Source organism: Brevibacterium sanguinis, assembly GCF_039528855.1.
Lineage (GTDB): Bacteria > Actinomycetota > Actinomycetes > Actinomycetales > Brevibacteriaceae > Brevibacterium > Brevibacterium sanguinis.
In genome coordinates this window covers 40,519-53,919 of record NZ_BAAAMB010000016.1, presented here as the reverse complement: position 1 = coordinate 53,919, position 13,401 = coordinate 40,519, and the positions used below count along the sequence as shown (strand labels likewise).

Here is a 13,401-nt window from a genome sequence, read left to right as displayed (position 1 = left end):
GGGCATCGCGTGTCTCGGGTGGCCGATCCGGCGGCCTCGTGTGTGAGAATGGCAGTCGGCCCGCGCTCGTGCGGCCGACAGCCGACACTGCCCCGAAGGAGGTGCTGTGCGATCCCCCATTCCCGACTTCCTCGATGAGACGCTCGAGCGTCATCGCCACGACCGCAGCGGTGCGATGGCCGACTACATCCCCGACCTCGCGGCCGCGGATCCGAACAAGCTCGCGATCAGCATCTCGACGCTCGACGGCGTCCTCTACGACTCCGGCGACTCCGATTTCGAGTTCTCGATCCAGTCGATGTCGAAGCCCTTCATCTACGGCATCGCCCTCGAGGCCCTCGGCATTCCTGCCGTCCTCGACAAGGTCGGCGTCGAACCCACCGGTGAGGCGTTCAACGAGCTCTCCCTCGACAAGACCTCGGGCAAACCGCTCAACCCGATGATCAACGCCGGGGCCATCACCATCCACTCCCTCCTCGGCGGGGAGAACGCGACCCTGGCCGAGCGCACGGAGATCGTCCGCGCCGGACTCTCCCGGTTCGCCGGCCGGCAGCTGCGCGTCGATGAGCACATCGCCGCCGGGGAATGGCAGCAGGCCTACCGCAACATAGCGATCGCCAACATGCTCCGGTCCTACGACGTCATCACCGACGATCCCGACGAGGTCGTCCAGGGCTACATCAACCAGTGCTCGGTCCTCGTCAGCGTCCGGGACCTCGCGATGATGGCCGCCACCCTCGCCGGCGGCGGGGTCAACCCGATCACCGGCGAGCGGGTGCTCTCCCCGAGGGTCAACCGGCAGGTGCTCGGAGTGATGATGACGTGCGGCATGTACGACGCCGCCGGTGACTGGATGACCGAGGTCGGGGTGCCCGCCAAGAGCGGCGTGTCCGGCGGCCTCTTCGGTGTCCTGCCCGGCCAGGTGGGCATCGCGACGTATTCGCCGAAGCTCGACAAGCACGGCACGAGCGTGCGCGGAGCGAAGATCTTCCGCTCGCTGTCGGCCGACCTCGGCCTCCACATCATGAACGCACCGGAGCCCGCCCGCTCGATCATCCGCCGCGATCGGCGCTTCGTCGATGCGAAGGGCGACATGGTCCGCATCGTCAGCCTCCAGGGGCTCATCCAGTGGAGCGGCGCGGAGAACGTCATGCGCGAGATCGCCTCCCCCGACGACGCCATCGACGTCTTCGCCCTCGACCTGCGCCGGGTGTACTCGATCAACGAGGTGGCCCGCCGGATGATCGTCGAGGCGCTGCGGCGACTCGGCGAGGAGGGCAAGCAGGTCGTCCTCCTCGACCCGGAGAACTCGATGGGCTGCAGCGGACCGTCCTCGGCGCTGCCCGGGGTCGAGATCCTCGAGTCGCCGAAGCAGCTGCGCGATCTCGACCTGCGCGGGCTGCGGCGGGTGCGCGACGACTTCGCCGATCAGGTGTCCTGACCGCCTCGCCGGCTTGCGGTGGCGCGATGCCGGCGACCACCTCGGCGGGATTTGCTAAGGTGAACCTAACTCCACCTACAGCGAAAGGCCCCCGCATGTCGACTCCCGCCCCCGCCCGGACGAAGCGCCCGGATCGCCCGCAGGCCATCCTCTCCGTCATCAGCACGGAGACGGTGAGCCCGCATCTCGTCCGGATCGTCGCCGGCGGCGAGGGGTTCGACGCGATCAGGAACAACGACTCGACGGACAAGTACGTCAAGATCATGTTCGCCGATCCCGCGCACGGCCTCACCCCGCCCTACGACCTCGCCGCCCTGCGGGAGACGGCACCGGAGACCCTGCCCCGCAACCGCACGTACACGGTCCGGGAGATGGATGTCGCGGCCAAGCGGGTGACGATCGACTTCGTCGTCCACGGCGACGAGGGCATCGCGGGCCCCTGGGCGAAGGCCGCGCAGCCCGGGGACACGCTCGTCCTCATGGGTGCCGGCGGGGCCTACCGCCCCGTTCCGGCATCGCCGTGGCATCTGCTCATCGGCGACCACACGGCGCTGCCCGCGGTGAGCTCGGCGATCGAGGCGATGGACGCCGAGGCGACCGGCCACGTCCTCCTCGCCGTCGCGCACTCCGCCGACCGCCTCCTCCCCGCGGTCCCGGCAGGACTGACCGTGACCTGGGTCGACTCCGATGAGGACCTCATCGCCGCGGTGAGCGACCTGCCCTGGGCGGCGGGGACGCCGCAGGTCTTCGCTCACGGTGAGCGGGAGACGATCAAGGCGATCCGGCGGATCCTCAAAGAGCGGGAGGTGCCCCGGGAGGCGCTGTCGATCTCCGCGTACTGGGCGCGCGGACGGGCCGAGGACCAGTTCCAGGCCGAGAAGCGCGAACCCATCGGCCAGATCGAGTGATCGACCCGGCCGATGGGCGGGATGGGGTTCTCAGCGCGTCAGTCGGATGTGAACGCGCCCTTGAGTTTTGACAGGGCCGCGGCGATCTCGGTGAGATCCTCGGCGGAGAGCCGCTCGAGGTAGCGGTCGACGAGGAAGTCCTCGTAGCTGACCAGCGCGTCGCGGTACTTCCTGCCGCGGTCCTGCAGCTCGAGGACCTGCACGCGCCCGTCGCGCTCGCTGCGGCGGCGGGCGATGTAGCCGCCCGCCTCGAGGACGCCGAGATGCTGGCTGATCGCCCCCTTCGTCACTCCGAGGTCGGCCGCGAGCTCCCCCGAGGTGATCTCGGGGTTGTTCGCGATCCGCTCGAGGACCGTGTGCTGCTGAGCGGTGAGCTCGAAGTCGTCGTACTGCGGACCCTCCCCTTCGGAGACGCGCCACAGTTCGACCAGGAGCGTATTGATCCGCGCGGCGGCCGCGCGGGCCTCGGCCTCATCCGGCATGACGCGCCTGCCTCACGGCACCGACCACGGCGGGCTTCGCCGCCGGGGCGTCGGTCGCCGTGTCGCTCGACGTGTCGGTCACCGTCTCGGCCGTCGTCTCACTCACCTCAGTCGCGGGCTTCTTCTTCCGGCGGAGGATCTTCGCCTTGATCGCCTGGAACGCCTCCTTGCCGACGCACGCGATGGCGAGCAGCAGGACGCCTTCCCCGGCGGCGAGGACGCCGGCCACGAGTCCGACCTTGCTGCCGGCGTCGATGGGCAGGAACGGAGCGATCGGGATGATGAGGAAGAAGAGCGGATAGAGGATGAGCAGGGCGATTCCGAACTTGAAGCGGAGTGGTTTCTTCGCTCCCTTTGCGGGAGCCTTGCGGGTGCGGGGTTTCGTTGTCATGTCATTTAGTTTAGTTGACTAAACTAAATGAGTCAACTCGGGTCAGCGCTTCCTCCGCGTCACGACGAATGCGACGACGCCGATGGCGATGAGTCCGACCGCAAGCGCCCCCATGAGCAGGTACTGCCCGAGGTCGGCACCGGTGCGCGGCAGCGAGCCCGCGTTCTCGTCGCCGTCGTCGGCAGAGTCAGCGCTCGCGTCCGGATCGGCGCCCGCTGCCGCTGAGGCCGATGAGCCGCTCGCGTCCGCTTCGGCGCCCTGTGCGTCCGCGCCGCTCCCCTTCGCATCCGATCCGTCGGCGTCCTGGCCGCCTGCGGTCGACCCGGTCGCCGCGGTGGTGCCCTCAGCGCCGGCGTCCGCCTCGGCGCCTGCGGTCTCGTCTGCGCCGGACGCATCCGCGTCGGACCCGGCGGTGCTGTCAGCCCCGGCGTTGTCGCCGGCCCCGGCATCCGCCTCGGCGCCGGCGTTGTCCCCGGCCCCGGCATTGTCATCGGCGCCGGCATTGTCATCGGCACCGGCGTCCGACCCGCCACCGCCGTTACTGAGATCGGCGATCGAGTAGATGCTCGTCGTGCCGGACACCTCACTGCCGACGACGAGGGCGGCCTCCCCGGACGGCGATTCGTCGGGGCTGAGGAACGTGATGCCCTCCGGGCCGAGGTCACCGGCGCTGGCGAGCAGGGCCGTCGGATCCTCGGCGGCCTCGATCTCGTCCTCGACGGAGACGGAGAAGTCGCGGTTGTTGAAGTAGGTCGCGAACTTCGGCTGCGCGGGATCGGTGAGGTCGTAGGCGGCGATGCCGCCGACGCGCTCGAAGCCGATGAACGCATACGTCGTTCCGCCGACCTCGCCGATCGTCAGCGCCTCGGGCTCCGGACCCTTGTCGTCGCTGCGTCCCTCGAGGTTCGACTCGGAGTGGTTGGAGTTGAAGAAGTCGGGATTCGCCTCGGCGGTGAGCCGCTCGAACTCGTCACCGGAATCGGCGACGAGCTCACCGTCGGTCGTCCACACCGCGAACGAGCGGGCGCCGAAGGAGTAGAGCTCCTCGTAGCAGCTGCCGTCCTCGCTGAGGCCGAGGTCGGTGATGACGTTGAGGCGTCCGAGCTCGTCATCGCCGAGCCGGTCGGCCAGCGGCGAGGACTCGCAGACCGGCGCAAGGCCGTCGTCGCCGAGATCCTTGGCGCGGGCGGCATCGGAGAAGTCTCCCCATTCGCGGGAGTCGCCCTCATTGGCGGTGACGAGGTAGTCGGTGCCGCCTGCGGAGAACGTCGAGATCGTGTCGGGCATGTAGGTGCCCTTGAGTCCCGGGTATTCGGCGATGTTGATCGTCGGGGCGTCCTCGGGATCGCGGTCGGAGGGATCGAGGCCGTTGCCCGGCTGCCCGTGGTCCTTGAAGCCGAGAGGGAGGATCTCGGTGACCTCGGCGGAGGCGATGTCGACGACGGCGACCGAGTTCGCCTCCTGCAGCGTCGCGTACGCCTTGTCGCCGGCCACGGTGATGTACTCCGGTTCGAGGTTCCGCGACACCGGCAGGTCGCCGTCGGGGTTGGGGCCGAAGACCCGGACGTCGGCGGGCAGGGTCTTGGAGCCGCCCTCCTCGAAGTCGTTGAAGTCCGCGATCCGCACCGCGTCCTGGGACGGGGCGGCCACCTCGGCGGGGAGATCGACGACGCCGATCGACCCTTCGGGGTCCGTCGAGAAGTCGTCGGCGGGTTCGCCTTCGTTCGCCGTCAGCGCCCGGGTGCCGTCGGGGGTGAGGGCGACCATGTCGGGCAGGGAGCCGACGGTGACCGAGCCGAGCACCGTCGCCTCGGGTGAGTTCGCGTCGAAGAACAGCAGCGTTCCCGGCTGGGTCTTGTCCGCGTCTTCGAGGGCGATGACGCCGAGGCCGTCGTCGCGGATCGCCACCGAGTTCGCGACCCCGGTCCCGGTGATCTCGCCGGTCTTCGTCGGGTTCGTCGGATCGGAGGCGTCGATGATGTCGACGGTCGCCGCCTGGGCGTTGACGGTGAAGACGGTGTCGCCGTAGGTCGCGGTGATCTCTGCGGCGGATTCGTCGAACTGGCCGGTCTCATAGGAGCCGAGGAAGCCGAGTTCGACTTCAGCGTCCGGTGCCGAGGAGCTGATCGGGTCGGGCACTTCCGCCGCACTCGCCCCGGCACCGCCGGTGACGGTGAGCCCAGTGGTGAGACCGGTGGTGAGGAGAAGTGAGGTGAGGGCGGCGGTGATCGTCTTCGTATGCGTCATCGGGTCTCCGAGTCGTGGCGGCGGCAGGCGGCAACGGCCCGCCCACCTCCATATATGGGCAGGGAGTTGTCTCCGGCCGGAACCTCAGATGGACGGCAGGTGAAGAGCCGGGGTCGGTCTGCGCGCCGGTGACGCTGTGACCGGCAGGCTCAGGCAGGGCCGGTTGCCGGTGTCTGCGGACCAGCTGCCGGCGGGGACCTCAGCGCAGACCGAGGGCGTCGACGACCTCGGCGGCTGCGCGCTTGGCCTCGGCGTCGAGCCCGTGCAGGGGTGCGGGCAGGCTGTCGCCGGTGACGAGGCCGAGGTGCTCGGCGATCGCCGCCCCCACCCGGAGGCTCCCGCCGTGGGCGGCGAAGAGGTCCCACAGCGGCTGGAGCTCGGCGGAGAGCTCGCGGGCGAGGTAGGCGTCCCCGGACTGTGCGGCGCGGGTGATCGCGAGCATCGGCTCGGGCAGAGTGCCCCCGATCGCGGAGAACCACGCATCGCAGCCGGCGAGGAGGCCGTCGGCGCCGTACGCGTCGACGGAGACGCCGATCGCTGTGCCCTCCGCGGTCGCCTCCCGGATGTCGGCGACCCGCTGCGTCCACTCCCCCTCAGACAGCGGCAGGCCGGGGATCTTGATCGCGGCAACGCCGTCGAGCTCGCTCAGCCGTCCGTAGAGGTCGGTCGTGAACGTGAAGTGCGTCGTCCCCGGATTGTCGTAGACGATGACGGGCAGGTCCGTCGCCGAGGTGACGGCGCGGAAGAGCTCGACGACCTCGTCCGCGGTGAGCGGGTGGTAGCTGATCGGGGCGAGGAGGAGTGCTGAGGCCCCGGCCTCCTCGGCCGCGGCGGCGTTGGCGAGCACATCGCGTTGGCTGAGCGCTCCGATCCCGACGATGACGGGGATGCCCTGGGCGCGCTCCACGGCGGCGCGGGCGACGAAGGCGCGGGTGCCGACGCTGAGGTAGGGGCCCACCCCGGTCGACCCGAGCGGGGCGATCGAATCGACGCCGGCGGTCACGAGGCGGTCGATGAGCCCGTCGAAGGCGACCTCGTCGAGGCTGCCGTCGCGGATGGGTGTGAGCGGGAAGGCGCTGAGGCCGGTGAGGGCGATCATGACGATGTCCGTTCTCTCGTCGTCGATGGGTCTCCGTCGAGGGTGGCGATGAGGTGTTCGAGCGGCGGGAAGGACGGTCGCGCGTCGGGACTGGCCACGGCGATCGCCCCGACGGCGTTGGCGACGCGCAGGGCGTCGGCGGCGGGGATGCCGGAGCGCAGGGCGATGGTCAGGGCCGCGCAGAAGGCGTCGCCGGCCCCGACGGTGCTCACCGGGGTGAGTGTCTCGGCGGGTGCGAACGCGATCTGCTCACCGTTCTCGAGCAGGGCCGATCCCTGCGCCCCGTAGGTCACGGCCACCCGGCGAGCCGTGGCCAGCTGCGGCAGCGCGGCGTACTCGGATTCGTTGACGATGATGAGATCAGCACGGTCGACGACCTCGGCGGGCAGAGGAATCGCGGGGGCGGCGTTGATGACGAACCAGCCGCGCACGGTGCGGGCGAGGTCGCTGATGACCTCGAGCGGGATCTCGAGCTGCGTGAGCACGGTGTCCGTCTCGTCGAACCTCAGTCCGGCGGCGCTGACCTGGGCGTTCGCCCCTTCGCACACGGCGATCGTGTTCTCGCCGCGGGCGTCGACGGTGATGAGCGCGGTCCCCGTTTCGGCGTCCACCTCGGCGATGGCACTGACGTCGACGCCGGCCTCACGCAGGTCCGCGGTCATCTCCCGTCCCGTCGGATCCGCGCCGACGGCCCCGACCATCCGGGTCACGGCGCCGAGGCGGGCCGCCGCGGCCGCCTGGTTCGCGCCCTTCCCTCCGGGGCTGCGTGACAGCGTGCCGCCGCCGACGGTCTCTCCGGGGCCGGGCAGGCGGTCGGTGACCGCGGTGATGTCGGCGTTGATGCTGCCGACGACGGTGAGCGGGAGGGCGAATGCGGACACACCTCACTCTAACCCCCGCCTCGGACACGGGAGGTGTCCCGGCGCAGGGAGGTGTCTCGGTGCCGAGGCCGGGGTCGTGGGATGACGTATATTCGGGCCATGGCCGATGATTCGACGGAAGCGCGCCCGACGGTTCGGCGCTACGGGGCGGGACAGTGGATCAGCGGGGCGGCGCAGACGCTCATCGTCCTCACGTGCGTCCTCTACCTCGTCACCAACACCCTGTGGGCGCTGCTGCTGTGGGAGGCGGTGACGGTCGTCTACCTCGGCGTCGGGCTCATCGTCGTGTGGAACGGCAGCCGACAGCCCGAGGCCGGAGATCGCACGGAGGCCCGAGCGGTCGTCAAGTGGCTGTGGATTCCCCCGCTGCTCGCCGCGGTCGTCGGGGCGAATGCGGCGATCACCGCGATGGTCACCCAGGACTCCGCGGACGGCGGCGCCGACCAGACGACGATCCTGTTCGCGGCGAGCGCGGGCATCATCCTCTCGTGGCTCATGCTCCACATCGCGTTCGCCGAGATCTATGAGGTCACCGAGGCGGCCAATGACGAACGGGAGCTGCGCTTCCCGACAGCCGACCTCCCGACGACCCTCGACTACCTCTACTTCTCCTACACGATCGGCACGTCGTTCGCGACCTCGGACGTCGAGGTGTGCGGGATCGCCGCCCGCCGCATCGTCCTGCTCCAGAGCATCATCGCGTTCTTCTACAACGCGCTTGTCGTCGCCGTCGCCTTCCAGGTCCTCCAGAAGCTTGTGACGATGGCCTGAGGAGCAGGAGACTCAGGCGACGAACACGCAGAAGGGGTGGCCTGCGGGATCGGCGAGGACGTAGAGAAGCTCGTCAGGGTCGTCCGCGCGGTCGAGGAGCTGGCGCGCCCCGAGGTCGAGGGCCCGGGCGCGGTGGGTCTCGAGCGCTGCGGTGTCGGGCACCGTGAAGTCGAGGTGGAGCTGCATGGGCACGGCCGGATCGGGCCAGGTCGTCGGGGTGAGCTCGTCGGTCTGCTGGATCGCGAGCGTGCGCCGGCCCTCGGCGTCGACGAGGACGAGCCAGTCGGCGTCGTCGGGTCCGCCGTCGACGGGCGGCTCGTCGCCGCTGCGGTAGCGCAGTCCGAGGAACTGCCGGTAGAACTCGGCGAGGGACCGCGGGTCCTCGGCGTCGAGGACGGTGTGGAGCAGGCGCGGGAAATCGCTCATGTCTGAGCCTAACTCAGGAGGCCTCGTTGAGGAGGCCCTGCTCAGGAGGCGGGAACCTCGAAGTCTCCGCGGAACTCGGGGATCGTCTGGTCCTCGCCGAGGACCTTCGCCTCGGGGCGGACGTACGCGCCCTTGAGCGTGTCGGCGGTCTGGCTCACGTAGACGGGGATGAAGCCGGTGTGCTCGCCGTCGCGGCGCGGCGCGCGTTCGAAGTAGGTGAAGCCGGCGGCCGTGAGCTCGTCGTCAGCAGTCGAGGCATAATTGACCTCCTCGCCGGCACTGTCGAGGTAGAAGTCCGAGGCGCTGATCGTGCCGCCGTAGTCCTCACCGGGAACGACCTTGACCTCGAGGTAGACCATCTCACCGTCGGGGTTGTCGGAGGCTTCGTAGTATTCGGTGGGATTGTTGCGGACCGCGGAGACGATGGTGATGACATCGCCGGTCTCACTGTCGGTGAGCTCCTGGCCGATCTCGACCTGCGTGCCCTCCCCAGCCGGAGCAGCCGCCTCGGTGGACGAGGCTTCGGGGGCGGCTTCGGTGGTCTCCTCGACGGCGACGGAGCCGGCTTCGGAATCGGCCGACTCCTCCGCGTCTCCGGCGGCACCGCAGGCCGAGAGAGTGAGCAGGGCAGCGGCGGCGAGAGCGGCGGAGCGGGCGACGAGTCTGGTGGGGCGGTTCATGATGTCCCTTTCACGGAATGGTCGTCACCGGCTCTCGGCAGGCGACTGATCGAACGAGATCGACGTTAGCCGCGCACACCCTGCCCACAGGTGCTCAACAGGGCACAGACGGTGACAGGACTGGAACATCGGACGCCCGAGGCGACCACCTCGGTGCGGGACCACCTGGGCGTGGGCACGCCTCGGCACGGGACCACCTCGGTGCGGACATGCGAGAAGCCCCGTGGATCCAGATTCCTCAGGATCCACGGGGCTTTCCCATCGGGGTGAGTAACGGGACTTGAACCCGCGACATCCGCGACCACAACGCGGCGCTCTACCAGCTGAGCTATACCCACCACACAGCCCGCACAGAGGTGCAGACAGCAAGATATAGCTTAACCGCCCAGGCCGCTGCCGGGCAAACCAGCAGGCACGGACGGGAATAATGAGACGCAGATCTCCTGACGTGCAACGATTCCGTAGAGATGTATAACGGTTTCGGAAACTCGGTGGGAGGTGCACGACTCATTCACTAGGATTGTCACCGCCCTGCCGTCGACCTGCTCAAGGACCCCTATTACATGCCACGTGCGCTGATCTCTGTCTCCCAGGACGGGTATGCCTACCTGTCCCTCGATGGGGCGACGAGTCGCTACACCGACACCGGTCAGGCCATGGCGTACCTCGGCGACTATGCGCGCGCCACGGAGACTCCGGTGACCGTGACGATCGGCGACGGCGCCCAGGGAGTCGACGTCGAGATCGACGTAACCGGCAGGATCGTCCCGGCGCAGACCACGGAGACCGAACTCGGCGCGACGAGAAGCGCCGCGCCCGAGCCGACCCTGGGGACCACCTCGGCGCGGGCCGCCGACGACACCCAGCCGATCACCGTCCCCGCCAGGATCGACTCCGAGGTCGACTCCCCTGGTCAGGGGTCCACTCCGGACGCCTCCCCCGCATCCGCCCAGTCCTCGACGTCCGCGCAGTCCCCCGCCGAGGCGGACGCCGCCCACCGCGCGACCGACGGCCACGACCGCGCCACCGATAGCACCGGGCCGGCGACGACCGATGCGGGCTCGACCGCGGATGAGTATCCGCTCGGCACCCCGTACTCGGGTCCGGCCGCACAGGCGCCTGCGGCACCGAAGCAGAAGCCGCCGCGCAAGCAACCGCCGCGCACACGCGGGCCGCGGTCGGGAAAGACGCGACTGGGCAGGCTCACGGTTCCCGGCCTCGTCCTCATCGGCATGGCCATCCTCATGATCGGCGCGTTCGTCGTGCCCAACATCGTGCCGACGAACGCCACGGACTCCCCGCAGACCATCGCCTCCGACCAGCAGCTCAACCCCGCCTCCGACATCTCGGTGGAGAAGACCGACGACATCGTCCCGAGCTTCGCGAACACGCCGACGTGGCAGGCGAAGATCCCGGGCACCGCCTCGGTGACGGCCTCCGACCGCGGTGTCCTCGTCGTCGACGGCGGCAACCTCGAGGTCCTCGACGCCGCCGACGGCACGGTCCGCTACTCCGGACAGACCGATGAGGCCCCGACCTTCGCCGTCGACACCCGCATCGACGGCCGCGCCGCCCTCCTGTGGCAGGTCGGCGACTCCGCGCAGGCGCTCTTCGACGGCGAGAGCACCCCGAAGACCTACCAGCTGCCGACGAACGCGCGGATCTCCTCCGCGGGCACGAGCGTGCTCGTCAAGTCCGGCAACAAGCTCGCGACCTTCGGCCAGGACGGCCTCATCGACATTCCCACCCCCGACAGCGGGTCGACCCCGATGGCCGTCGAGAACGGCGAGCTCTACAGTGCCGACTACGACGGGCCCGTCGTGGCGACGAACATCACCAGCGGCGACGAGCGCAGCATCGGGCTCGAATCCCCAGCCGACGGCCTGCGCATCATCAAATGGATCTCCGCCGGCCACGGCAAGGTCATCGCCCTGTGGGGCGAGCAGGGGGCGTCGACGAACAGCGGTCACCGCATCCAGCTCGTCGTCCACTCCCTCGAGGACGGCTCGATCCTCTCGACGGTGACGACGACGACCGACATCGTCGGCGAGATGTCGTGGGTCCGCGGTCAGGGCGGGCAGCGCGCCTACATCGGCCCGTACCTCTTCGACCTCGAAACGGGTCTGCTCCTCGTCGACACCTCCGGCCGCGACATCAACCTCTCCGAGCCCAAGGGCACGATCGTTCCCTGCACGATCGACAGCGAAGCGGCATGCCTCCTTGCCGGACAGGCGGCGTACCGGTCCGACACGCGACTGCTCGCCGTCACGGACGCGGGCAATCTCGCCATCGTCGACGGCCCCGACTCGACGATCCGGGCCTACCCGAAGAAGCCCGCGACCCCGGGCGGCTGACCGCGCGCTTTTACAGCGTTCGCTCAGCCACTATGATGGTGGCCGGCGCGCCTTCGCGTCATGCCACCCTGAAGGGACGTTGACCGGAATCTCCACCCGAAGGACCACAGTGTCGATCACCACTCGAGAGCTCAGCCGCACCGTGGCCGCTTTCGGCACTGCTCTTACCCTCGTGGCGCTGCCGTTGACGCTCGCCCCCACCCCTGTGCATGCAGCTCCGGCCGTCGCCGAGGCGGATGCCGGGTCAGCGGCGACCGCTGACTCCGATGCGGGTGCGGATGGGGCGAGCGCGGAGTCCGGCGCCGAAGCCGATTCCGGCTCGGGAACCGACGGCACCGCCTCATCGGGCGGGTCGGCCGACGGCTCCACCTCGGCGGACGGTTCGACCGCGAGCGCCGATGGCACAAGCCAATCCGACGGCGTCATCCCCGGCCCCGATGCGGACAGTGACGGCGCTGCCGACGGCGGCGGGACCGATGACCCCAGGTGCGAGGACCCGACCACCGCGCCGGACGGCGAGCCCTGCGCGGCGAAGACCGTTCCGCTGCGCGCCGGTTGGGACACTGACACGAAGCAGCTCAAGCTCCCCGACGGTGACGCCGGCATGCCCGAGAGCTGGGTCGGCGCCCAGTTCTCCGGTCCCCCGTCGCGGGCTCGTGTGCCGGCGCAGTCGACCGAGGCGCCCTCCGATTCCGATGCCGGGTCGGACTCAGATGCCGGGTCGGATCCCGGTGCCGCCGGCGACTCCCCGGACACCGACACCGGCGCCGAGGCGAACGGTGAGACCGATGACAGCGGCAACCCCATCGACAACCGAGCCCCCGCCGCAGTGCCGACGACGTTCTCGCTCAACGCGGCCGGTGAGGTCATCGACCCGGCGACGGACCGCCCGGTGACGTTCGCGAACTTCACCAGTGATCCGGAATGGGACTTCGAGGTCAGAGACGTCAACGGCACGAACACGATCACCGTCACCGGGACGCCCTACCCTGATTCCGACGGCGGATCGACGGGGTCGAACGACGGTTCCTCGACCGCCGGGGGCGGCGGCACCTCGAGTGGCGGTTCCGACGGCGGCCGCTCCGACGGCGGCGATTCCTCGACGTCGTCCGACGCGAACTCACCGGGCGACGACAGCGGCGCGGGATCGGAAGGCTCCTCGGGCTCGGACGGATCCGGGTCCCGCGGGGATTCGTCGGCGACTGCGGACGGACGCGCCGAGGCGGGAGCATCGGCTGAGGGATCAGCGAACTCCGCCGCGAACGGCGGTGACGAGCGCCCGAGCCCGTCACCGAGCACCGGTGCCGACGGAGCCGACGCGAATGCCTCGTCCGGTGCCGACGGAGGCACTGGCGCCGGCGACGAGGAGAACACCGAAGCCCCGTCGACGGGCAACGGGCAGGGCACCGATCGCGATGTCATCCCCGGCGATGCGGGCGACAGCTGGGTGCCCGGCGGCGGAAGCGCACCGCACCCGGACTATTCGGACCCGGTCCCCCGCAATCCCGATGTCCCGACTCCCGAGGACGACACCGACCTCATCACCGGCGGCGACCAGACGGCACCGCGCGGCAACAATCAGCCGGCGAGCTCGTTCGGCGAGTCGCTCATCTCGACGATCGTGAGCTCGTGGCCGGTCCTCGTCCTCGCCGCGTTCGGCATGGCCGCTGTCGGCTTCATCCTCTTCCTCGTCGGCCGCCGCAACAAGCAGCAGGACTGAG

At 69.8% G+C, this 13,401-nt stretch carries 12 protein-coding genes and 1 tRNA gene; 5 read left to right on the top strand and 8 right to left on the bottom strand.

Annotation, left to right across the window (positions count from 1 at the left end; genetic code table 11):
• Nucleotides 1-106: 106 nt before the first annotated feature.
• Both ABD154_RS16250 and ABD154_RS16245 read left to right on the top strand, forming a co-directional pair.
• Nucleotides 107-1,441 (top strand): glutaminase, encoded by a 1,335-nt coding sequence (locus ABD154_RS16250; RefSeq protein ID WP_211978967.1) that lies wholly within the window; start codon nt 107-109, stop codon nt 1,439-1,441.
• A gap of 95 nt (nt 1,442-1,536) precedes the next feature.
• Nucleotides 1,537-2,349: a siderophore-interacting protein gene (locus ABD154_RS16245; protein ID WP_211978966.1), complete on the top strand. Its 813-nt coding sequence runs from the start codon at nt 1,537-1,539 to the stop codon at nt 2,347-2,349.
• A 38-nt stretch (nt 2,350-2,387) separates the two neighbouring features.
• On the opposite strand, the gene ABD154_RS16240 is transcribed toward ABD154_RS16245, so the two are convergent.
• From ABD154_RS16240 to ABD154_RS16220, 5 genes are all read right to left on the bottom strand, one after another.
• The gene (locus ABD154_RS16240; RefSeq protein ID WP_211978965.1) at nt 2,388-2,831 is read right to left on the bottom strand and encodes a MarR family winged helix-turn-helix transcriptional regulator; all 444 of its coding nucleotides are present in this window, start codon (nt 2,829-2,831) and stop codon (nt 2,388-2,390) included.
• Complete coding sequence (locus ABD154_RS16235; RefSeq protein WP_211978964.1) at nt 2,821-3,222, bottom strand: transporter suffix domain-containing protein; 402 nt, start codon at nt 3,220-3,222, stop codon at nt 2,821-2,823. Before ABD154_RS16235 ends, ABD154_RS16240 begins: the two co-directional genes overlap by 11 nt.
• A 42-nt stretch (nt 3,223-3,264) precedes the next feature.
• On the bottom strand, nt 3,265-5,469 hold the full coding sequence (locus tag ABD154_RS16230; RefSeq protein ID WP_211978963.1) for a choice-of-anchor I family protein: 2,205 nt from the start codon (nt 5,467-5,469) through the stop codon (nt 3,265-3,267).
• A 199-nt stretch (nt 5,470-5,668) separates the two neighbouring features.
• Nucleotides 5,669-6,568 carry a dihydrodipicolinate synthase family protein gene (locus ABD154_RS16225; protein WP_211978962.1) on the bottom strand — a complete coding sequence of 300 codons (900 nt, stop codon included), beginning with the start codon at nt 6,566-6,568 and terminating at the stop codon, nt 5,669-5,671.
• Nucleotides 6,565-7,449, bottom strand: coding sequence for a ribokinase (locus ABD154_RS16220; protein WP_211978961.1), 885 nt, complete (start codon nt 7,447-7,449; stop codon nt 6,565-6,567). The genes ABD154_RS16225 and ABD154_RS16220 overlap by 4 nt, the downstream gene beginning before the upstream one ends.
• Nucleotides 7,450-7,548: 99 nt before the next feature.
• Here ABD154_RS16220 and ABD154_RS16215 point away from each other — a divergent pair, with 99 nt between their 5' ends.
• A complete protein-coding gene (locus ABD154_RS16215) occupies nt 7,549-8,220 on the top strand; it encodes a DUF1345 domain-containing protein (protein ID WP_198499256.1) in 672 nt (223 codons plus the stop codon).
• Nucleotides 8,221-8,232: 12 nt separating this feature from the next.
• Here the strand turns inward: ABD154_RS16215 and ABD154_RS16210 are convergent, their stop codons facing one another.
• From ABD154_RS16210 to ABD154_RS16200, 3 genes are all read right to left on the bottom strand, one after another.
• Nucleotides 8,233-8,646, bottom strand: coding sequence for a VOC family protein (locus tag ABD154_RS16210; RefSeq protein ID WP_211978960.1), 414 nt, complete (start codon nt 8,644-8,646; stop codon nt 8,233-8,235).
• A 41-nt stretch (nt 8,647-8,687) separates the two neighbouring features.
• Entirely contained in the window at nt 8,688-9,326 is a 639-nt protein-coding gene (locus ABD154_RS16205; RefSeq protein WP_211978959.1) for a hypothetical protein, read from the bottom strand.
• Between the two features lie 265 nt (nt 9,327-9,591).
• Nucleotides 9,592-9,664: transfer RNA gene (locus ABD154_RS16200), tRNA-His, on the bottom strand.
• A gap of 225 nt (nt 9,665-9,889) precedes the next feature.
• Between ABD154_RS16200 and ABD154_RS16195 the strand changes: the two genes are divergently transcribed.
• Both ABD154_RS16195 and ABD154_RS16190 read left to right on the top strand, forming a co-directional pair.
• Nucleotides 9,890-11,680 (top strand): hypothetical protein, encoded by a 1,791-nt coding sequence (locus tag ABD154_RS16195; protein ID WP_211978958.1) that lies wholly within the window; start codon nt 9,890-9,892, stop codon nt 11,678-11,680.
• A 109-nt stretch (nt 11,681-11,789) separates the two neighbouring features.
• A complete protein-coding gene (locus ABD154_RS16190) occupies nt 11,790-13,400 on the top strand; it encodes a hypothetical protein (RefSeq protein WP_211978957.1) in 1,611 nt (536 codons plus the stop codon).
• Nucleotide 13,401 lies beyond the last annotated feature (1 nt).